This is a genomic window from Flavitalea antarctica, from assembly GCF_054461535.1.
On record NZ_JBTLQG010000001.1, the window covers coordinates 228,656 to 251,745 of the forward strand.

Annotated in this window: 11 protein-coding genes; 9 read left to right on the plus strand and 2 right to left on the minus strand. The window is 42.8% G+C overall.

Features of this window, described 5'->3' with window-relative positions; genetic code table 11:
- The first annotated feature begins 1 nt into the window (after position 1).
- The 9 genes from ACX0G7_RS00690 (at position 2) to ACX0G7_RS00730 (ending at position 20,816) form a co-directional block, all read left to right on the plus strand.
- Positions 2 to 5,464 (plus strand): amino acid adenylation domain-containing protein, encoded by a 5,463-nt coding sequence (locus ACX0G7_RS00690; protein WP_458921474.1) that lies wholly within the window; start codon positions 2 to 4, stop codon positions 5,462 to 5,464.
- Between the two features lie 48 nt (positions 5,465 to 5,512).
- Positions 5,513 to 6,469 (plus strand): glycosyltransferase family 2 protein, encoded by a 957-nt coding sequence (locus tag ACX0G7_RS00695; RefSeq protein WP_458921475.1) that lies wholly within the window; start codon positions 5,513 to 5,515, stop codon positions 6,467 to 6,469.
- A 15-nt stretch (positions 6,470 to 6,484) separates the two neighbouring features.
- Entirely contained in the window at positions 6,485 to 7,399 is a 915-nt protein-coding gene (locus ACX0G7_RS00700) for a glycosyltransferase family 2 protein (protein ID WP_458921476.1), read from the plus strand.
- 219 nt (positions 7,400 to 7,618) lie between these two features.
- Positions 7,619 to 8,641, plus strand: a complete 1,023-nt coding sequence (locus tag ACX0G7_RS00705; protein ID WP_458921477.1) for a polysaccharide deacetylase family protein — start codon at positions 7,619 to 7,621, stop codon at positions 8,639 to 8,641.
- A 1,087-nt stretch (positions 8,642 to 9,728) separates the two neighbouring features.
- Entirely contained in the window at positions 9,729 to 14,450 is a 4,722-nt protein-coding gene (locus ACX0G7_RS00710) for a PKD domain-containing protein (RefSeq protein ID WP_458921478.1), read from the plus strand.
- A gap of 451 nt (positions 14,451 to 14,901) precedes the next feature.
- Positions 14,902 to 16,809, plus strand: a complete 1,908-nt coding sequence (locus ACX0G7_RS00715; protein ID WP_458921479.1) for a CocE/NonD family hydrolase — start codon at positions 14,902 to 14,904, stop codon at positions 16,807 to 16,809.
- Between the two features lie 222 nt (positions 16,810 to 17,031).
- The gene (locus ACX0G7_RS00720) at positions 17,032 to 19,473 is read left to right on the plus strand and encodes a penicillin acylase family protein (RefSeq protein WP_458921480.1); all 2,442 of its coding nucleotides are present in this window, start codon (positions 17,032 to 17,034) and stop codon (positions 19,471 to 19,473) included.
- Between the two features lie 50 nt (positions 19,474 to 19,523).
- Positions 19,524 to 19,883, plus strand: a complete 360-nt coding sequence (locus ACX0G7_RS00725) for a hypothetical protein (RefSeq protein ID WP_458921481.1) — start codon at positions 19,524 to 19,526, stop codon at positions 19,881 to 19,883.
- Between the two features lie 243 nt (positions 19,884 to 20,126).
- The gene (locus ACX0G7_RS00730; protein ID WP_458921482.1) at positions 20,127 to 20,816 is read left to right on the plus strand and encodes a cell division ATP-binding protein FtsE; all 690 of its coding nucleotides are present in this window, start codon (positions 20,127 to 20,129) and stop codon (positions 20,814 to 20,816) included.
- A gap of 3 nt (positions 20,817 to 20,819) precedes the next feature.
- Here ACX0G7_RS00730 and ACX0G7_RS00735 read toward each other — a convergent pair whose 3' ends face one another.
- Positions 20,820 to 21,953 (minus strand): mannosyltransferase, encoded by a 1,134-nt coding sequence (locus ACX0G7_RS00735; protein ID WP_458921483.1) that lies wholly within the window; start codon positions 21,951 to 21,953, stop codon positions 20,820 to 20,822.
- A 3-nt stretch (positions 21,954 to 21,956) separates the two neighbouring features.
- Positions 21,957 to 23,042, minus strand: a complete 1,086-nt coding sequence (locus ACX0G7_RS00740) for a glycosyltransferase (RefSeq protein WP_458921484.1) — start codon at positions 23,040 to 23,042, stop codon at positions 21,957 to 21,959.
- Positions 23,043 to 23,090 lie beyond the last annotated feature (48 nt).

The window sequence follows — 23,090 nt, forward strand, 5'->3', positions numbered from 1 at the left end:
CATGGATAATATCGTTCATATATTACAATCTGCGAGGCGATGTGGAGTATTCATTTCAGTTGATAATGATCAGCTTTCATTAAAATACCAAAAAGGGCAGACTATTACTCCGGAGCTACTGGCCCAAATCAAGGAAAATAAGATTGCAATCATAAATTTTCTGAGTGATAAGAAAAAGAGTGAACGAAATTCTACTGGAATTTTGACAGAAATTCCCCATGTTTCAAGAGATAGTGCATCCAGGCCTCCACTTTCTTTCAGCCAGGAACGACTCTGGTTTATAGACAAACTCGAAGGAAGTATTCAGTACCATATGCCTACCGTGTTGCGCCTCAAAGGTGAAGTAAATATCGAGGCGCTGGAGAAGTCGCTGCAATCAATTATTGAAAGGCATGAGGTACTTCGAACAGTTTTCCTGGAGGGCACTCATGCTTATCAATCAGTGAAAAATTCAGCGGCATGGCAAATGACATTTGTAGACAGCAAGCCGGAATTCCGGGATCCTGCAACATTACAAAGGGTGGTTGAGGAATTTATCCGTGAACCTTTTGATCTTTCGGCAGATTATATGCTTCGGGCTCATTTGTTGAGAATAAGTGAGGACGAATATGTGTTGGTTGTGACCATTCATCACATAGCATCCGATGGCTGGTCACTATCCATCATCGTTAAAGAAGTTGTGGAACTATACGCCGCTTATGTTGAAGGCCGTGATCCTGCTCTTGCTTCTCTTGAAATACAATATATCGATTATGCATCATGGCAGCGTAATCATCTCCAGGATGAGGTGTTGAGCAGGAAGCTGGACTATTGGAAGCTAAAACTGGCAGAAACAGAGGTCTTACAGCTACCATGTGATTATCAGAGGCCCGCTGTCTGGAGTACCAGTGGCGCTACTAAAACGTTAACTTTTGACAAATCATTGTCTGCACGAATCAGGAGCTTGTGTGGACAGCAAGGTACCACTTTGTACATGACGCTTCTTGCAAGTTTCAACGTATTGCTTCACAAATATAGTGGCCAGGCCGATATCTGTGTCGGAAGCCCTATAGCTAACCGGACACGCAAAGAAGTGGAAGACCTTATTGGCTTCTTTGTCAACACTCTTGTTCTCCGAAGCAATATAAATGGTGAAACTCCTTTTTCTGAATTTTTGCAACACGTAAAGCAAAACACACTGGAGGCATACGAGTACCAGGATGTGCCATTCGAGAAAGTTGTAGAAGCAGTAGTCAAAGAAAGAGATCTTAGTACCAACCCGCTTTTTCAGGTAATGTTTTCATTGCAGAATACGCCGGAAGTTTCAAAGTTGCGTTTAGGTAAGGATGTTGAGCTTTCTGGTGTTGACTTCGTAATTTCTACAACGCTCTTTGATCTTTTCTTCAATATTACTGAAACCAATGATAGTTTGCGTTGCTCTGTTCAATATTCAACTCAGTTATTCAAAGAGGAGACCATCATTAGAATGATGAATCATTTTGAACAATTGTTATACTCCATTGTCAGTAACCCGGATCAGACTATTGGCGGGCTTTCTATGCTCACGAAAAGTGAGCAACACCAGCTGCTTGTCGATTTTACCGATACGTCAAGACCCTATCAGGTCAATCATTCTGTAATCCAAAGATTCGAACATCAGGTTGAAGCCACGCCAAATTCGATAGCCCTGGTTTTCGAAAGCCAGCAATTAAGTTACAGACAACTTAATGAGAGAGCCAATCAGTTGGCCCATTACCTCAAAGAGGCGGGAGTAACCCAGGAAACATTTGTTCCGATATGCATTGAACGTGGAATGCATATGATTATTGGGATCCTGGGAGTATTAAAAGCCGGAGGGGTACATGTTCCGGTTGACCCTGAATATCCCCGGGAAAGGATCACGCATATGTTTGCAGATACCCGCGCGTCGATAGTTCTGACAAGTACCAAAAGCAGGCATAAACTCCCTGCTACGGGGGATTTAAAAGTAGTAGAAATAGATACTGAATCGCAAACAATAGGTCTCCATTCTATAACAAATTTGCCTATACAACAGACACCAAACCACTTAGCTTACATTATCTACACTTCCGGGTCTACAGGTACACCGAAGGGCGTGATGGTAGAACACGGCGGACTGGTCAATCTGTTATGTAGTATGAGCAGCGATTTGTCGTTTACTTCACGTTCCAGTATCCTGTCAGTAACTACTTTTAGTTTCGACATATTCTACCTGGAGTTATTTATGCCTTTGATAAATGGGGGTAAAATATTTCTTGTTTCACGCGAGGTAGCTATGGATGGCTATAAGCTATCCGAAAGTATTTCTCACTACAGACCTACGCATTTGCAGGGCACACCGTCTACATTCCAGTTATTGCTTGAAAGTGAATGGAACAACGCGGAATCCGTGGTTATGATTATGGGTGGGGAAGCGGTGAAAGAAACATTGAAAGATAAATTAACAAGTATTGGCAAAGTGTTTAATGGTTATGGTCCAACAGAAACAACTATTTATTCTTCGTTGAAGGAGCTAACTCAAAATGAAAAGGTTTCGATTGGAAAACCTATTGCAAACACAAAAATTTATATTCTCAATGATCAACTCCAATTGTGCCCTCCTCAAATTGCGGGCGAAATATACATAGGCGGCCACGGGGTGGCCCGGGGTTACCTAAACCTTCCTGAATTAACAGCTGAAAAATTTATCGACGCTGCTTTTAATAATGAATCCGGTCAGAAAATTTACAAAACAGGTGATGTAGGCAAATGGTTACCCGATGGCAACATCGCTTACCTCCGGAGAAAGGATGACCAGGTAAAAATAAGAGGCTATAGAATTGAGTTAGGAGAAATTGAAACAACTGTACTAAAAACTGGCTTAGTTAACCAGGCAGTAGTGCTGGTAAAAGATAACGGCGATACCGGCAAAAGCCTCGTGGGTTATTATGTTCCACAATGGAAACCAATAGAATCGAAAGAAACCGGATTGTATGAAAGCCAGGTTAAAAGCTGGCAGGAGATCTATGAAACCGAATACGCTCTGAATCCTTCCGGTAACAATGAGGAGTTCGATACTGACATCTGGATGGACAGCTTTACCGGGGAGCAGATTCCTGTTGACCAAATGCGCGAATGGTTAGCAGATATTGTACAGGTTATAATGTCCCAAAAGCCGGCGAACCTGCTTGAAATTGGCTGTGGAAAGGGACTTATTTATTTTCAACTTGCAGGAAAGCTCAAAAAATATATTGGCACGGATTTTTCACCGGCAAGTATTTCGCATATTCGCAGAACCATAAATAAAGTAACAACCAAGGGTGGGGTAACTGAATTAAGGGTTTGTGCTGCCCATGAAATTATACAATCTGTCCCAGAACAGGTCGACACAGTGCTTTTGAATTCAATTGTTCAATACTTTCCGGGGCAAGGATATTTGACTGACGTTATCCGGAAATCACTGAGTCTTTTGGGAAGTAAGGGTCGAATCATTATAGGCGATGTAAGAGACCTGCGCTTGTTGGAATTATTTAAAGGGCGAATGCATTTACAAAAATTACATGGCACCGTTTCCATACAGGAATTCAAATGGGCGCTGGATGATGAGGTTTTGAATGAAAAAGAACTTTGCCTTTCACCGGAATATTTTTATGGACTTAAGGTGCTGTTTCCTGAAATTTCTCATGTTGAAATTAAATGGAAACAGGGCTCTTATGTCAATGAGTTGAGCTTATACCGTTATGATGTAATCATTGATGTTGGTGGCACCTCAGAATGCCTCAGGGCAAAATGGTTGCCCTGGGGTCAGATCTCTGATGTGCAGGATGTGTATACTCAACTGGAACAGGGTGTGGATCGTTTAGCGTTCCAATCCATCCCAAATCACAGGTTGTGGAAAGAAAAATTATTGGACGTGGCTTTAAGCGACAAAAGATTAACGACAGTGGGAGACCTTGTCAAAGTTTTGGCTACGGAGGATATAGAAACCGCTCAAATCAATAAACTTCTGAATCACGCGAAAACGAAAGGTTATCACTGTAAGTTTCTGGTCAATGATAATCCTTTGTTGATGGACCTGCTGATTGAGTCAATTCCTTATCAGGGATTTGTCGATCAGCCGGGTAAGGAGTCTGCCTATTCTACGCGTGGCCTGAAAGCAAACTTTCCACTGTTTAGTCAAATTAGTGTTCTCTTGCAAAAAGATCTCAAAAGTGCATTGCAACAACGACTCCCGGAGTATATGGTGCCAACTGAATTGATTCCGGTAAACCGCATACCACTAACAGCAAATGGCAAGATAGATCGTAAATTCCTGAGTACCAGAGACAATAGGGTATCCGTCAGCACCCTTAATTATGAACCGGCAAGTAATCCTCTGGAGGAATCTCTTGTAAAAATCTGGCAAGAATTACTCGGGGGAGCTCGTGTAGGTATACACGATAATTTCTTTGATATTGGCGGGCACTCATTGCTTGCGATGCGACTTATCGCAGCCATCCGCCGGGAGTTAGCCGTGGAGATTCCATTAAGTCACATTTTTGACTCGACTATTAAAACGCTCGCCGATGAAATAGATACAATTAAGTTCAGACAAAATCTGCATCTATATACCCCTGAGAGTGAAAAGGACAATGCTTTGCGGCTTACCGAAGTTTCCACTGTAGCGCAGAAACTGGAAACGGAAACCATCGAATGGGTTGATGGCAAAGGCAATTATTTAATTCCTATCAAGAAAAATGGAAATAAAATTCCGTTTATTGGGGTGATCAGTTTTAAGGCTTACCGGTTACTCGCCAATGTAATGCCTGATGATCAACCCATGTATTATCTACCACCCACACAATCGGCGTCGGTTGACGAGATAGCCTCACATTATGTTAAAGAACTTAAATTATTGCAGCCGAAAGGGCCATATTATATTAGTGGTTTTTGTGCCGCTGGTGCAATCGCATATGAGATGGCACACCAGTTAGAAGCTCAGGGAGATGATGTATCAGCGCTGATATTATTCGAATTTTATTCACCATGGGCAACGCTTTCTACCAGCTCCCTTCAGTATAAGCAGCGTCGATTGTCATATTATAGTCGTCGTCTCCGATCCCTGGGCAAACTTGGAAGGCCTCGTAAGGAGTTATTCCGAATGGTCGTTAGAAAAGCTGCGAAAACGGTTCAAAAACTCTTTTCTAAGCGTCCACCTTCCAGATTCATGGTTAGTCCCGACTATCATAAATATAAATATCGTCCGTATTCAGGACGGGTTATCTTATTTCAGGCTGGCACCCCGCCGTTAGAATATAAGGAAGCTGAACTGATGGGTTGGGCCAATCATTTCACAGGTGAAGTAAAACATATTACAATTGAGGGGGGACATCTGGGTATTTTAAGGCAACCGGCGGTTCAGAAGGTGGCTGAAAAACTAAGCGAAATTCTGAGCGAAAGCAATCATCTCAAAGTGATTGTTCCCGAAGGCAAATTAACCGTTTAACTGTGGCTACAGGCTACCCATCTTAAAAAATTTTCGTAACAAAATTCAATGAAACATATTCCTAAGGTATCTGTGTTGATTCCGACTTATAATTATGGTTATTGCCTTGATGTGGCGGTACAAAGTGTAATGGATCAGGGCATGTCTGATTTTGAATTAATCGTTATTGATGATCATTCATCAGATAACACTGACGAAGTGATGGAGAAATATCTGTCAGATCCACGTATTACCTATGTAAGAAACGAACAAAACCTGGGGCTGGTAGGTAACTGGAATAAGTGCCTTTCTTATGCAAAGGGTGAATACATCAAATTTTTATGCGCCGATGATTATTTCAGGAGTGATCTGCTTTGTAAAATGGTGAATGTAATGGAACAGCATCCAGGTGTTTCATTAGTGGTCTGTAACAAACAAATGTTTGGCAAATCTTCAGCGGCCGTAAAATTGCCCTTAACATATCTCCATAGCGGCCGCGAAATAATACACAATACCTTATCAACGTACGGCTGGTTGGGTGAACCTACCTGCATTATGTTCAGGCGTTCAAACATGAGTGTTGGTGTTTTCAGATGTGATGTTACCTGGCTACCAGATTGGGAAATGTGGCTGCGCCAGCTTAACGTCGGGGACGCCTATTTCATCCCAGAACCACTCGCCTTTGTTCGGAATCATGAACAGCAGGTGACCAAGACCGTTATGAAGAAATTCATTAATTACTTTGAAGAGTATCATATGTGCCGGGACATCCGGGATAGGAGGGGATATGATATTGACACGTCCGGTATTGACATGAATAAAATTGTTAAAGCGCGTGCTCAAAAAGTTGGTAAGGCAATGTATAAGCTAATACCCAAAGTATATATGCCCGAAGAGCGGAAGATTTTTCTTAAGGCTTTAAAGATCGCCTGGCACGAACAAGTAATCCTTTCGTCGCTCGGACAAATGTTTAAAAAGGGCACCGGTAAAACGATGCTCACAATTGAAGAAACCCGGTCGTCATAAAATAGCGATTCAACAATGCCCAAAGTCTCGGTTCTTATTCCAACTTATAATTATGGCCATTTCATAGGCGAAGCCATCGCAAGTGCACTTACTCAAACCTATAGCGATTTTGAATTGATAATCGTTGATGATAATTCGACCGACAATACCGATCAGGTGGTGGCTGGGTACTTAACAGATCCCCGGATTACATATTTTAAGAATCCCAAAAACCTCGGCCTCGCAGGAAATTTCAACCAGGCATTGAAATACTCAAATGGCCAGTATATAAAGTTCTTATTGGCTGACGATCTTTTTCATCCAACACTTCTGGAAAAGATGGTTCCCTTAATGGAACGGTATCCCAATGTTTCGCTCATTACTTCAAAACGGGAAATGTTTGGTCTCCGCGTAGAAAGCAGTAATTTACCTTTGCTCCATATGCAGGAGGGCAAAAAGGTTATTTATGCCTCTATCAGAGAAAATGCAGGAAATTGGATAGGGGAGCCGACAACAGTTATGTTCCGGAAGTCAGCTCTTTCCGTTGGCAATTTTAATACGGACTACATTTGCCTTGTTGACTGGGATTTGTGGCTGCGCATACTCACAGTAGGCGATTGTTATATTATTCCGGAAACCTTATCTTACTTCCGGGTTCATGATAAACAAGCCTCAAAATTGATCATGAAGAACTATCAATATACATTTGAGGAATACGCTTTTTATAAAGCCATAAAATCTGATAATGTACTTCAACTGGATTTATCCAGATTAGAGATCGATGAAATGATTAAAAAGAGGGCGACGTTTTGTGCAAAGGTAATGTACAAATCGGCAGCAGGCATTTTCCGGAAAAAGTCAAGGAAAAATTTTTTAAAGGCACTGAAAATCGCAAGTTCGGAGAAAGTCCTACTATCACCAATTCTTCAAATGCTCCTTCTCAAAAATTAGTTTCATTCCATTTCATACTTCCGGGAAAACTTCTTAATTTGCTTGATACATGTAGGTGTTAACACCTACATCAGTACGATATCCTTTAAATATACCATCGGGTTCCCCTAACCATAACACAGAAAGGCCGATTGACATTGCGAAGGTCGTTTATGTCCGTTACTCCCAGGTGTGTAAGTTAGAGCGAATAATAAAATATACGCCTAGACTTATCTAAATATGAAAAAATTTCTAACGATTTCTATCGACGTGGAACCAGACTGTTCACGTGACTGGACTTACAGCAATCCTCTAACTTTCCGCGGTGTTCATGAAGGAATTGGGAAAATCCTTCACCCGCTTTTCCAGCGTCACAAAATCAAACCGACCTACCTGATGAACAACGTCGTGATGGAAGATCCGGATTCTGTAACCCTGATGAAGAGTCTGAAGGGAGAACTGGAAATTGGGACTCATCTGCATCCTGAATTTATTGAACCCCAAAAACAATTTTTTGACTATGCTGGCAAGACAGCCAGACGGAATTGTTGTTTCTATTCACCGGAAATTGAAACCGCAAAATTGGCAAACATTTCGCGGCTGTTCGAAAGCCGCTTTGGTTACAGCCCTACATCCTTTCGGGCAGGAAGGTTTTCCGCCGGTCCTAATACTGTTAAGTCTTTATTGGATTTAGGTTATAAAGTAGATACAAGTGTCACTCCGCATATCAATTGGTGTGACCCGACACGTGAATACCCGGTTGATTTTACTGGCGCGTTAGAACAGCCTTATTTTATTGAAGGAGGTACTATCCTGTGCGAATCAGATAAAAAGCAGGGATTGTTACAAGTTCCGGTAACTATAGGTATGTTAAGAAAAAGTCGGCTTCAACACCTGGCAACTTCCGGGATAGGTGTTTTCCGCAAAGCACAGCGGAATAAACGTTGTTGGCTAAGGCCCGCTTACTCCCGCTTTGCAGATATGAAGGAGCTGGTAACCCAATATAGTCACAACTACGGGGATCGGGAGGTCATTGTATTTAATATGATGTTCCATAACATCGAAGTGATTCCAGGTCTAAGCCCCTACACCTTGACAAAAAGAGACTGTGACAAGTATATCAACACGCTTGAACTTTTCTTCGATTATTGTAATGTTCAAAACATAAGGAGTGTAGGTCTTACTGACATTCATTCGATACTCACTGAAAAAGCAGTTGTCAAAATGGAGACTGTCAACACAGTGGAAAGAGTTACTATGTAACTAATGATAATTAATATCGGAGTTTTTAGTTTATAATAACATTTGAAAACAAATCATACACCTGGTAATCTCAATGGCTATCTATTGAACCGGAAAGCAACCAAAAATAATTGAAAGAACCGGTGATAATATTACAATCCATGACCGGTTACTTTATCCCTGTGTAGTGATTCAAACTGCCCGGTGAAAGCTTCCGCTGGAAAACAGGAGAACATATCTGTTATCTTTATGGCCCGCAAAACGGTGGCCATTAAAGAGCTGAGCGGCAACAAAATCCATTTTCCCGCATTGTTACAAATGTTTATCTAAGACAACTCCTTGCGCTGTGCCGCGCTTTTATTTCCGACGTGGTCTTTTGGTCACCGGTACTTCTGCATCTCCCAGCAACGGTGTAATTGGCCGGATTTTTCGGCATGGATCAACCTCACTCTACAACGGTTACGCAAAAAAGTAAGTACGATTTATTTACGAGGTATTGGTTGTAACGAGAAACAGCTATAACGCCGTAGAATATATCTTATTGTAGGGAGTCAAAGATTTATTTACCTCGTCAGTCAACGGCCATCTGATTTGCGTTTGTTCGGACCCGAAAGTTACCTGAAAATACTAATGCTTTAACACCCTCAGGGGATCATTGTCAATAGTTAATGCTCCTTGCCACGCTCAGGTAATTTCAAATACTAATACTCACTGGTTCTAAAAACATAATAAAAAAAAACTAAGAGTTTCTCCTGTAATATGCAACAGATCAGCATTTCAGATACGAACTTATGTTAAATATCGTTTGGCATAATGAAAGTAAGATGGCAGCATAAATATCGGACTCAACTACTTGAAAAGTTAATCAGGTGTTGAGATAACAGTCGGGGGAGTATTTCTTTTTCAGAATCTGAATATAAGGTCTAAGTATATAACAAAGAGGAACACACGATTATTTAAAGAATTTATGATCAAGATCAATAAAAAATGAAAAACGTTCGTTAAATTTTATTTGGGCATTAAAATTGTTTCATCAACACAAATTGAAAAACTTGCAACCATCTAACTAACAAAATAAAAATCTAGTACTCTAAAATTCCAATTTACTATGAATCACTCTACTCGGAGAAAATTTCTTCGCAATTCCTCAATTGCGGCGACAGGGCTAGTTCTTGCCACACCATCAGGAGCAAAAATCGCAACAAACAGAAGAAAGGCAATTGCATGTGCACCAGGAAGTATTACTCAGCTTTTTGGGACAATTGCCAGTGTTAAATCTGGCAGTTGGTCGGACCCGTTAACCTGGGGTGGACGTATTCCCGGAGAAGGGGATACCCCGGTAATCTCTGCAGGGCACGCCGTAGTACACGATCAGGCTAGTTCAACTGTAAGTGGTGTGAATGTTAACAGCGGCGGAACGCTTCTGTTTGATGCCAACAAATCAACTTCGTTACTTTCATCACGGAACATTGTTATTTATGGAAGGTTAGTGATGAGACCTTCATCTCCATCAGTCGAGCAGTTTATCCAGTTTATTAATGTAAATGAAAATGGCTTCATCGGTAGTGGTCACGATATAATCGAGGGCGATGTTGGTTTGTGGGTTATGGGTGCAGGCCAGCTGGACATTTCAGGTGCAAGGAAGAAATCATGGACAAGAGTTACCGGTTCTGTGAACAGGGGGGCTACGAGTTTCACTGTTCAGGATGCCAGCGGATGGAATACAGGCGATACCATCTTTATTGTACCAACCGATAAGCCTGAAGCAAACACAAACAATTGGGATGATCGTCTTCAGACTTCAGTTGATTCATTTGGTGTTAAGTTTGAACGGAGAAAAATCACGGGTATCAGTGGTAACACCATTCAACTGGATCAGGCGCTTAGTTACGATCACCTTGCAGTAAGTACTGATTCAGGTAAAACCTGGACGGCTGAGGTAGGAAATATCACCAGGAACGTGCGTATAGAGGGCACCGAGAGAGGAAGGTCACATATCTTCATCCGGTCAAGTATGCCACAAAGTATTTATTATATGGCTGGCCGCTTTCTCGGCGCCAGGCAAGGTTCCGGAAGAACTTCACTGGTATCGGGAAGATATGGTCTGCACTTTCACCATTGCGGAGACGGATCCACGGGTTCAATGGTAGACGGATGTTCTCTTTCTGACATCGGTAATCGTGCTTATGTACCTCACATGTCACATGGAATTACAATGGCTAATTGCATTGCTTTTACAGTGATGGAAGCATCATTCTGGTGGGACTTCCAGGAACTCAGTCATGAAATTGTGTGGGATGGCAACCTTACTGCCTATGTCAAATGGAACGGTCAGGAAAATGGCTCACGTGGAATGGAAATGAATATGGGTGATGGCAACGTTGCTAAAAACAATGTTGTTGTATTTGCACATTGTGGCGATGAGCATAATCAGGGAGCATATGTATGGAATGCGGATAGTGAGGGTGTCTGGATATTTGAGAATAATCTCTCTCATAGTAATCGCAGTGGTTTGTTTGTGTGGCAAAATACCGGTAACAATCACACGATAGTAAACCAGGAAAGTTATAATGATCACCTTGGTGTTTTCCATGGTGCTTATATCAATTCATATACTTATACCGGTGGTTATTTCCATAATTCACTGGTACGTGTAAAAGCGACTTCAGGTAATAACAGTGGCGTTCGCTTTGAAAAAGTGACATTCGACGGGGCCGGCAAAAGGCCATATGTTGTTGAAGTGTTCCCTTCGCCCGTTGGATCAGGTGACGATTTTAATACGTTCAGGGAATGTACATACAAAGGATATACTGATGTTGCGGTGATGATGAACACTTTTTCATTGCCCGGTGAAAAAGCAAATAAAAATATAGGACTTATCCAGTGCACGTTTACCGGCAGACAAACCGGATTTCTCAGTAGCTCTGTCTATGAATCAAAGATCTTTGTTCAACCATCTGCCGGCGAACCTTCATTGGTAAGCCAGGCAGGTATTAACAGGGTAGCCAAATTTGCACCTTCCATCTATGGTACGGGCCGCGGTCTGAAAGGCGAATATTTCAATGGTTCGAACTTCGAGAACCTGGCTTTTACCAGGATTGACAGCATGATAATGTTCGGCCAATGGACCTACGATAAAGCGGCATCTCCAACGCAGGTACATCGGCGGATTACAAGCGGCAACTATTCCATGCGTTGGACAGGCCAGGTGGAAGCCCAGTTTTCTGAAACATATACATTTAAGACAAGGGGAAGCGGCGGCTTCCGGTTGTGGGTCAATGGTCAGCAGATTATCGATAGCTGGATTGACCGTGCAGACAATGCGGATATCGTGGCCAGCAAGCCGATTGCACTCCAGGCCGGGCAAAGATATAGCGTTAAGCTTGAGCACATGAACCTTGGTGGAGCAAGGTCATGTCATTTCTATTGGGAGTGTCCGGGATTAGGCAAGATGGTTCATGTTCCTCAAAGCCAGATGTATACAGATGCTACGGTTGTTGCCCGGCCGCCTGTTCAAAACCAGGTACCGGTTGCAAATGCAGGAGAAGATATCATTCTTACCCTGCCTGTAAACAGTACTACCCTTAATGGCACAAAATCGAGCGATCCGGACGGGCAGATCAGTTCTTACAACTGGTCAAAAGTAAATGGACCGGCTAAGGCTACTATAGTAAGTTCTAACCAGGCACAAACTGAACTTAAGGATCTTGAAGAAGGTGTTTATGTTTTCAGATTGCGGGTTACTGATGATAAGGGTGCGGTACATGAAGACGATGTGCAGATTAGCGTGAAAGCAGGCAATCAGTCGCCCGTTGCTAATGCAGGACCGGACATCAATATCATTTTGCCGGTGAGCAGTACTAAGCTCGATGGCAGTCAGTCAAAAGATCCTGAGGGAAAAATCACAAAATACACCTGGACAAAAACCAGCGGGCCTGCAAATTTTACACTGGCCAAACCAAATGAAGCAGCATGCGATGTTACAAATCTTGCGGCAGGTACGTATAATTTTAAATTAACTGTCACCGACGAAAAGGGATCAGAACATGCTGATGAGGTTATTGTGAATGTAAAAGCTGCAGGAAACCAGTCACCGGTTGCCAACGCAGGACCAGACATCACGCTCACTCTTCCGGTGAATAGTACAACGCTTTCGGGAACGGCCTCAAAAGATGCAGATGGCTCCATAGCTTCGTACAAATGGACCAAGGTTAGTGGACCAGCATCTGCTACAATTGTAAACAGTACCGGCTCATCTACTGAACTAAAAGATCTTTCGCAGGGAGTCTATGTTTTCCGTTTGCAGGTTATAGATAATATCGGCGCTGCCCATGAAGATGAAGTGGTAGTAAATGTAAATGCAGCGACTCCAGGTAACCAATCACCTGTTGCAAATGCCGGCGATGACGTTACAATAACTCTTCCTGTTAACAGCATTACCCTCGACGGGCGTGCATCAAAGGATCCTGATGGCACCATCACAGCATACAAATGGCTGATGGTTAATGGACCTGCTGAGTACACTTTCTCAAATCAAAACAATTCTTTCACTGCTGTTAATAACCTGGTTGCAGGCACCTATACTTTCAGACTAATGGTGACTGATGATAAGGGCGCAATTCACAACGATGACGTACAGGTTGTGGTCAAAAATGCAGCAACTTCAGGAAACCAGGCCCAAATTGCAAATGCAGGACCGGACATCTACATCACCTTACCAACAAACAGAACAGTATTGGATGGTAGTGCATCACAAAACAGCGACGGAAGTATCACCGCTTATCGCTGGACCAAGGTGAGCGGACCAGCCATTTTTAATATCACGAGGAACAATGTTGTCACAACTAAACTGGAAGATCTCCGCGAAGGAGTTTATGTTTTCAGACTTTCGGTTACTGATGACAGAGGTGCTGTGCATACTGATGATGTAACGGTAACTGTTAGCAAAGCAGGTGCACCTTCAGCAACAAACCAGCCGCCGGTGGCGAGAGCCGGCCAGGATGTTGTGATAAATCTTCCCGTCAATAAAGTGGTTGTAGACGGAAGTGCCTCAAGCGACGCAGATGGTTTTATTGCAAACTACAGATGGAGCCGGGTTTCCGGACCATCTCAATACACCATTGCGCGCTCCGACAACGCCGTAACTGAAATCAACGGACTAGTTCAGGGCATTTATGTTTTTAGATTAACGGTAACCGATGACAAGGCCCTTACAAACGCTGATGACATCACAATAACTGTGCTGCCGGCATCTCAGCAGCCCGCGGAGCCTCAGCAGCCACAACAGCCGTCAACCGGCTTAACTGCAAATGCAGGATCAGACATCGTAGTCACGTTGCCAAAAAATGAGACTGTATTGTTGGGTAGCGCTACCGGTGGCGTGATAGTCTCTTACAAATGGACAAAAGTTTCAGGCCCTGCCGTGTACAACATCTTTTCAAATACAGCACCTTCAACTATCATTCAGGATTTGAGGGCAGGAACCTACGTATTCAGGCTCACGGTGAGGGACGACCAGGGAAAAACTGCTTTTGATGATGTCACTATTACCGTTGGATATTCATTGGCCAGAATCGAGCAGCCAACTACGCTTAATGCTACAGTATGGCCGAACCCATCAAGCAGTATGTTTAATTTAAACCTGTTAAGTGGTTCAGAAGATCCAATCACACTGAAGATTCATAATCAGTGGGGACAGGTAGTAAAAGTTATTAACGGAGCAAGGAACAATTCAACTATGATGGTAGGGGAGGGTCTTAGCAAGGGCCAGTACTTCCTCATCGTTGAACAAGGCACACAGAAAAAAATCATCAAAATCATTAAATTGTAACATTCAAAGTTTATGAAGCAAAAGGTCGTCTCAAAAGTATGAGGCGACCTTTTTATTTTCTTGAGTATCAAAAGTTGATATTTCAATAATCAAAATAAAACAACGATCATTATCGTATGGGTTATCTTGAGGTGCAGCCTCAAGAATCTGAAGATCTTATTTTTACAATCCCTGTTTTGCACCGGCATTGCGGATTAGTTTAAACCGCGTAATAGGATACCAGTCTGTCAGAAAATATATACCAGCCGCAAGACTCTAAAGGCATTTGTACAAAATACCATGGATGTGGCTGATCCAGGCTGTTAGAAACAACGCATCTATCATGCTTCGGCACATTATCGATGCATAAAACTCAGATATGTCGTTTTTACTATCCATAACTCTGCAACGATGGTTTGATAACATTTCCTAAATTTAAATCATCAACCTGTTTTTGATCAATTATGCTCCAATGAGGATATATCATGTAATTATATTGTTTATAGGCATTTCTTTTATCTCTTGCAGACCGGCGACGATGGATTCGGGATGGTTTTATGACAACTATGACAAGAAGGAGTTATACATTCCCATGCGTGACGGGGTCAGACTTTTTACGTCGATTTTGAAGCCGAAAGATGTCTCCCGAAAACACCCGGTTCTCCTTATACGAACTCCTTATTCCTGCGCTCCTTATGGAGAAGACAAACGTCCCGAGTACTGGAAAACTTATTTCCGGCATTATCTTAAGGAAGGCTACATCATTATACGGCAAGACGTCAGAGGTCGTTGGATGAGTGAAGGTGATTTTGTAGATATAAGACCATTCAACGCTGATAAAAGAACGAATAAGGACATAGACGAAGCCAGTGATACTTATGACTCCATCGATTGGATTGTCAGGAATGTAGAATCTAACAATGGTAATGTAGGGGTAATGGGCATATCATATCCTGGCTTTTACAGCGTTATGGCGGCTTTAAGCGGACATCCGGCACTGAAGGCTGTGAGCCCTCAGGCACCGGTTACGGAATGGTTCCTCGGTGATGATTTCCATCATAATGGTGCTTTCTTCCAGATGGAAGGTTTCAGGTCTGGCAAAACTTTTGGCCAGCCACGTCATGCACCCACTACTATCGGGCCCGCAGCCTATAATCTTCCGACACCGGATGCGTATGATTTTTTTCTGAAGACAGGGCCGGTAAAAAATCTTACTGCAATTATGGGCGACAGCATCAAACTCTGGAATGATCTGATAAACCATCCTAATTATGATACCTTTTGGAGAAAAAGAAATCCCCTGAACCATTTGACGAACATAAAACCTTCAATGCTTATCGTCGGAGGTTTATTTGATGCAGAAGATGGTTATGGCGCGTGGAACCTGTACAAGGCAATTGAAACATCGAGTCCTTCAACAGAAAATCGTCTTGTGATGGGTCCCTGGTATCATGGACAATGGGCCTCCAGCACCAGTAAATCAGATCTGTGGAATGCCCTGTTTGGGCAGAACACTCCTGAATGGTACCAGGAACATATAGAAATTCCATTCTTTAATCACCATTTAAAAGGCCAAAAAACGGATACAAACTTTGCTGAAGCCACCATTTTTTTTACAGGTGAAAATAAGTGGCGGAAACTTGCCCGGTGGCCAATGCCAGAGAAGAAAGATGTGCCGATATACCTGAGCCAGGAAAAGAAGCTTTCCCTGGACAAACCAACAATAAACAACGCTTTTAGTGAATACATCAGTGACCCTGCTAAACCGGTACCCTACTATGAAAAGATAGGCCGAAACGTCACACGTGAGTATATGATCGCGGATCAGCGTTTTGCGGCGCGCAGGCCAGATGTGCTTGTTTTTGAAACGGACGCTCTTAGTGAGGATATGACCCTGGCCGGACCGGTTATTGCAGACCTGTTTGCAAGCATTAGTACCACAGATGCGGACTTTATAGTTAAAGTGATTGATGTTTTCCCCGACAGCTTCAGGATAAAAGAGCCAGTCGCCAGTGCTGCAATGAATGATATGGTAGTGGGTGGTTACCAGATGCTTCTGCGGGCAGAGGTGATGCGTGGAAAATTCCGGAATAGCTATGAGCAACCTTCACCATTTTTGCCGCACAAGGTGGAAAGAATAAAATTTGCTCTGCCGGATATAGCCCATAGCTTCAAAAAAGGACATAGATTAATGATTCAAATTCAAAGCAGCTGGTTTCCACTGGTTGACCGCAACCCTCAAAAGTTTGTTGATATCTATCATGCACTAGAAAGCGACTTTCAGAAAGCCACTATACGCATCTTTCGTGATGCTGAACACCCGAGCAACATCGTATTGCCCATTATTCCAAAAATGGGACATCAAAGAAATGAAAATTGATGACCTGCTTTTATGGGTCACTGATTAAGTTTCCCGGAAGTCATTAATCATTTTAAAATTTCCTTACTACTTCCCCCAGGCCACGTCAGCCATCGGGACATTCCCGTCTTTTTTCTCCTGTATGACTGGCCATTAATAACACAATTCTATTTGTGCAACCACCTTGTGAGAATCTGCACCCCGAAATTTTTGGTTAATCTAAATCATCCTTATATTACAGCCATGCGATTGATTTTTTTTATACTTACGGCATTGCTTACCTGCCTGTTAGTTTTTATCCTTAACAGAAGCTGGAGATCCATACCTGCACTGGGAAGATTTGTTAGCCCCCAGCACGGGTTTTGGAAAAATGCCGAGCGGGCCGATCTCGATCCAACCGAGAGATTCAACCTGGAAGGGTTGGATGGGCCTTCGACTGTTTATTTTGATGAACGGCTGGTTCCACATGTAATTGCAGGGACGGAGAGTGACGTATATTTTATACAGGGATACCTTCATGCAAGGTTTCGGTTATGGCAGATGGAAATGCAAACCTTTGCAGCTGCCGGCAGGACCAGCGAAGTAGTAGGGGTCCGCGCCCTGAAATTCGATAAGCAACAACGCCGTATGGGTATGGTGTTTGCGGCGCAAAACATGTTGCTTGAAGCTGAAAAAGATCCGATAACGAAGAAAGCTTTCGACCGATATACGGCAGGTGTAAACTTTTACATTGACAACCTGTCGGCCCGCGAACTGCCACTTGAATATAAACTGCTGGGATACCGACCTGAAAAATGGAACAATCTTAAAGTGGCGCTTTTCGTAAAACAGATGGCAAAAACCTTAGCATCCAACGAAGACGATCTTGCATTAAGCTATGCGAAAAATTACTTCAACGATGCGCAGCTTAAAATACTGTTTCCGCAAACTGCAGATTCACTTGAACCCATCATTCCACCAAACACCATTTTCGCGCCTGCGTCAATTACGCCATCGAAACCATCCGATATTGACTCAGCGTACATAAACAACAATCATATTATTCCACTTAAGGAGATAGATAAACCAAACCCGGCGAATGGAAGTAATAACTGGACTGTGAGCGGCAGCCGGACAAAAAGTGGTAAGCCTATTCTGGCCAATGATCCACACCTCGACCTTACACTCCCTTCAGTCTGGTTCGAGATGCAACTGTCTACGCCCGGGGCAAATGTTTACGGGGCGTCTTTCCCTGGCTGCCCTGGCATTATTGTGGGATTTAATGATTATATCGCCTGGGGGGTTACTAACGCTGGCAGGGACGTACGGGATTACTTTGAAATTCAATTTAAAGACAGCACAAAAAGCCATTATTGGTTCGACAATGCCTGGAAAAAAGTCGACAGCCTCCATATTGAGGCCTTCCATGTGAAAGGAAGCAAAGTTATCTATGATACGGTTGCTTACATTGATCAGGGGCCTGTGATGTTTGACGAAGATTTTGAAGCGGGTGTGAGCCCAGGCCGGGCATACGCGGTGCGGTGGACCGCCCATGATCCCAGCAACGAAATGCTGGCCATACGGATGCTGAATTATGCGCGTAACTATCAGGACTATCTTAACGCAATCAGACACTTTCTGACTCCTGCTCAGAATTTCGCTTTTGCATCAGTAGATGGAGATATTGCGATATGGCAACAGGGAAGATTTCCCGCCCGTTGGGACCAGCAAGGAGTTTACGTCCTTCCGTATGTTGATAAGCGTTATACCTGGCAAGGGTACATCCCTCAAGAGGAAAATCCACATATTTTGAATCCCGCAAGAGGTTATGTCAGCAGTGCAAACCAGCAATCAGTAACACCAGATTACCCTTATTTCATCCCTGGTAACTTTGATCTATACCGCGGAATCCGGATAAACCGGAAACTGGCAGGCATGGAAGCCGTTACGCCTCAGGATATGATGAATCTTCAGAATGATAACTTCAATTCATTTGCCGCGACAGCGGTTCCCTTGTTTCTGAAACATCTGGATACCGCAGACTTAAACGAAGTGGAAAAGAGATTTTTTGATTCAATAGCAACCTGGAATTACTACAATGAGGCGGAATTGATTGTGCCAACACTCTTCAAACTCTGGTACGATAGCCTTGAAACGTTTGTTTGGAATGACCAGTTGAAACCCTTGAATGACATTGGGCTACGTCCGAAGGAAGAAACGCTTGTTGAAGCATTACTCCGGGATAGCAATTTCACCTATATCGACAATGTCAACACTCCCAACCGGGAAACTATCTCGGATGCTATAACCGCAGCATTCAGGGTTGCGGTGGTAAGACTATCAACACTAAAAGAAAAAAAAGGTCAAACCTGGGGTGCGTATAAAAATACAACCGTTTACCATCTCCTGGGACGAGCAATGCTACCTTTTGCGCGGACAGGACTGCCAGTCGGAGGCGGGACACATGTTGTAAATGCAATGCAGCATAGTCATGGTCCAAGTTGGAAAATGGTTGTTGAAATGACCACCCCAAAGCAGGCATGGGTAATATACCCGGGAGGTCAATCCGGTAACCCTGGGAGCAAATACTACGATAATTTTATCAACGATTATGCTGCCGGCAAATATTACAAAGCATGGATTATGCAGGCTGCTGATAAAGATGATCCACGAATATTATCAAGATATTTCTTCGAGCATAAATAAGAGCTTGAATTTCTGTGGACACTGTTTTTTATTCAAACTAATTCAATTTTATGCGATTCATTCTGTCAGTTCTGATAATTTTAATTCTCAATTATGTTCTTGGATTGTTTTTACCCTGGTGGATCATTGCCATTGTAGGTTTTCTATCCGGTTACCTGATTGTACAAGCAACAGTAAAGTCAGTGTTGTCAGGTCTCATTGCAGGATTTGTACTTTGGTCGGTACTTGCGTTGTTTATTGACATAGCAAACGAGCAAGTATTATCAAAAAAAATAGCTGGTTTGTTCAGGTTACCACAACCCTGGCTCATGATTATTGTGACCGGTTTTATAGGTGGATTGGTTACAGGAATGGGTGCTCTTACAGGATCCTTACTAAGGTCCTTCACTCAACGGCCAAAATCAATATAAACCCTTGATATTATTTTCCGGCGAGCGCTGCTTCCGATAAAACATATTTACCGTGTCGTATTTATTTCCCGACAGGCTGCCGATCACATTAATTAGTTGAATTTTCGTTTTATGATTGCAACGGCTCTTAATGTTATAATATCAGAATATGAAGGAAGACGTGCCTTCAAACCTATGTGCAAAATCTGACGCATATTTGATAACTTTTATTTACTTATTTTTGGCCAACAATCAGGTTCCACTATGCCGGAGTTAATAATAGATTTGAAACATGCAAATATTTACCAGGGACAGAACCTGGTGCTGCAGGATGTGAATTTCCAGGTGATGAAGGGTGAATTTGTTTACCTGGTTGGAAAAACCGGCACAGGAAAATCCAGCCTGCTTAAAACTTTGTACGGTGATCTTGAGCTGAAAGAGGGTGAAGGAAAAGTAGTGGGCTTCGACCTGAGAACAATGGATTGGAAAAAAGTACCATATCTCAGGCGTAATCTTGGCGTGGTATTCCAGGACTTCCAGCTACTGACGGACAGAAATGTGAACGATAACCTGAAGTTTGTGTTAAGAGCAACCGGGTGGAAGGATGAGAAACTGATGGACGAAAAGATCGTTGATGTTCTTGATAAAGTGGGGCTGAAATCAAAAGGTTTTAAAATGCCTTTTGAAATGAGTGGGGGAGAGCAACAAAGAATTGATGTTGCGCGCGCACTGCTCAATTCTCCAAAACTAATCCTGGCAGACGAGCCCACCGGCAATCTTGACCCGGAAACCTCAGACGAGATTATGCAGTTGTTATTTCATATCTCACGCGATTACGGAACAGCTATCGTGATGGCAACACATGATTACATTGTCATCAATAAATTTCCTGCGAGGATGATCAGGACGGAAAGAGGAAAGATTTCGGATAATGCTACAATTTCAATGGACTAATACCTACCAGATCCACCGGATCAGCCGTTCTGCATTTTTTTGATTATTGAAGACATCCTGCAATAAATGGCTTCGCAAAATAGTTTCGTCCTCTGTGAAAGGACGATGATACAGTTGCGTTACAATACTTTTGAAGCCACTTGCATTTCCTGCAACATGGCAGGCGGATTCGAAACCCGTTCCCTTAACGGTTGCATCATTGACGACAGCATGCCGCCCGTTATAAAGGACGTTCAATAATTTTAGCTTTACACCCGTGTCATTCATTGAAGGCAGGATATTAATCTGCGCCTTGCTGATCAGGTCACCCATCTCCTGATCGTCCGGATTTGCAACCACACAGATATTTGACTTCGTTTTTACGCTGCGAACGAAATTATCTGAAGGGTCCTTACCGGCTATTACAAACGGAATATTGAGATCGTTGAATACATGATCGGATAACCAACGGGCCGCCTTTTCATTTTCCGGCACAGATAAATTACCGTGATACAGGCAGAAGCAACCAATCCCTTCCTGTGACTTAATTTCATTATAGCCTATAAAAGCTGGCATACTTGCAATGTTCTTCACACCAAATTCCTTTTTATATACATCTTTATCTGCATCGGAAATAGCCAGGATCAGGGATACTTTTTTCGCAATACAAGCCTCATATTTTTTTAAGAGTAAGCTTTCGGCAAGGAAATATAATTTTTTCAGAGAAGTGGGAGATGAGCGGAACAAATGATGGTAATAAACAAATTCTACATTGAGAAGCCTTAATATGATTTTCCGATCCGATAAATTTGAGAATCTTTCATCATGCAGGAAATGAGTACAATGGATACCCTCTATAAGAATAGGATAATTGTCTTTGAGCAGATTCTCAACAAGTTCATCACTGTTCCTGGAACTAACGATATAGGGTAGGTTATACGAAAGCCCTTTGTGTCCCGTTTGCCGCGGATAATAATCAACCTTTTCACAGTACTGCCCGAGTATTGGTTGAGGCCCGCGCTTATTTACAAAACAGTGAAGATGAATCCTGATGCCCGCTTCCTTTAAAAATTTCAGTTTGTAAAAAATATCAAAGACGCCGCCGTAATCGACCGGATACGGCACGTCAAGGGAAACTATATGTAGATGTTTATCCAATGCTTATTTAAGTTTACTATAAAACAGAACGAGCTTTTTTTCTTCGTATTGCCAATTCAATTGTTGTCTTACAACCAGGGAGTTTTCCTGCAGTCTTTTATATAAGGAATCATCATTAAGCAGTTTGTTAATTGCTGCAGCAATGGTGTCCGGCAAGATATTATCTATGAGAACAGCGAAAGGGAGGGGATTGTTTAAATCATGATAAACGGGGTAGTCCACACATATCTGGGGTATGCCTGCGTGGAGATAATCGAAAAACCTGTTTGCCAGTGAATAATAGTTGCTGAGAGACTCCTTTTCGAACAGCGTTATGCCGATCCAGGCATTTACGGTATAACTCCTCAACTGAGCCGGTTCTATTCTACCTTTGAAGATTACTTTTTGTTCAAGACCGTGTTCAACAACGAGTGCTTTTGCCTGGGTGATAAAGTTCCCGTCGCCGCAAATAAACAAACGTGCATTTACCTGCTTCATAGCGGGAATGAGGGTTTCGAAGCACCTTCCTTCGTTAACCGCACCCTGGTAGAGTATATATCGTTCCGGCTTTTCCGGTATTTCCAGCGCCTCGAGTGATGAAATGTTACGAATGACCTGGTATTGCATCCCGTACATGATCCTGAACTGGTTGGCGATGGCTTCGTTAACGGTATAACCATCAGGAAAATGCGGCACCATCTTTTTCTCAAGCCATTTCCAGGCCCGGTAGATGTGGGGTCTTTCCACGATTTCCTTCATTTCGCAGAACAATTCATGCGCGTCGTAAACCCTTCTTATTTTCCTGAGCTTAGAAACCAGGTAACAAGGCAGGATGGTATCCAGGTCAATGGCACATACCAGGTCCATTTTTGCAAACAGCAGGAAAAAGAAAAGCCGGATATTAAATTCCGCATAAAACAGCTTTCCTTTTTGAAACAAACAGGGAAGACGCTTTTGTCTGAACGCCCTGGACGACAAAGGCCTGGAACCCTCCATGGTCCGGCCCACCAGTAAAACATTGTACCCCGCACGCGAGAGAGAGCCGCAGATCCGGATCATTCGTTGATCGTAGGTCAGATCATTGGTAACCGCAAAAACAAGGTTTTTCATACAACGGGGAGCTTTCTTCTGAGACAAATTCTAACTTACTGAACCATA

What these genes read in the sequence shown, in the direction of transcription:
- ACX0G7_RS00690 (WP_458921474.1), top strand. Translation starts at nt 2, where the DNA reads ATGGATAATATCGTTCATATATTACAATCTGCGAGGCGATGTGGAGTA.
- ACX0G7_RS00695 (WP_458921475.1), top strand. Translation starts at nt 5,513, where the DNA reads ATGAAACATATTCCTAAGGTATCTGTGTTGATTCCGACTTATAATTAT.
- ACX0G7_RS00700 (WP_458921476.1), top strand. Translation starts at nt 6,485, where the DNA reads ATGCCCAAAGTCTCGGTTCTTATTCCAACTTATAATTATGGCCATTTC.
- ACX0G7_RS00705 (WP_458921477.1), top strand. Translation starts at nt 7,619, where the DNA reads ATGAAAAAATTTCTAACGATTTCTATCGACGTGGAACCAGACTGTTCA.
- ACX0G7_RS00710 (WP_458921478.1), top strand. Translation starts at nt 9,729, where the DNA reads ATGAATCACTCTACTCGGAGAAAATTTCTTCGCAATTCCTCAATTGCG.
- ACX0G7_RS00715 (WP_458921479.1), top strand. Translation starts at nt 14,902, where the DNA reads ATGAGGATATATCATGTAATTATATTGTTTATAGGCATTTCTTTTATC.
- ACX0G7_RS00720 (WP_458921480.1), top strand. Translation starts at nt 17,032, where the DNA reads ATGCGATTGATTTTTTTTATACTTACGGCATTGCTTACCTGCCTGTTA.
- ACX0G7_RS00725 (WP_458921481.1), top strand. Translation starts at nt 19,524, where the DNA reads ATGCGATTCATTCTGTCAGTTCTGATAATTTTAATTCTCAATTATGTT.
- ACX0G7_RS00730 (WP_458921482.1), top strand. Translation starts at nt 20,127, where the DNA reads ATGCCGGAGTTAATAATAGATTTGAAACATGCAAATATTTACCAGGGA.
- ACX0G7_RS00740 (WP_458921484.1), bottom strand. Translation starts at nt 23,042, where the DNA reads ATGAAAAACCTTGTTTTTGCGGTTACCAATGATCTGACCTACGATCAA.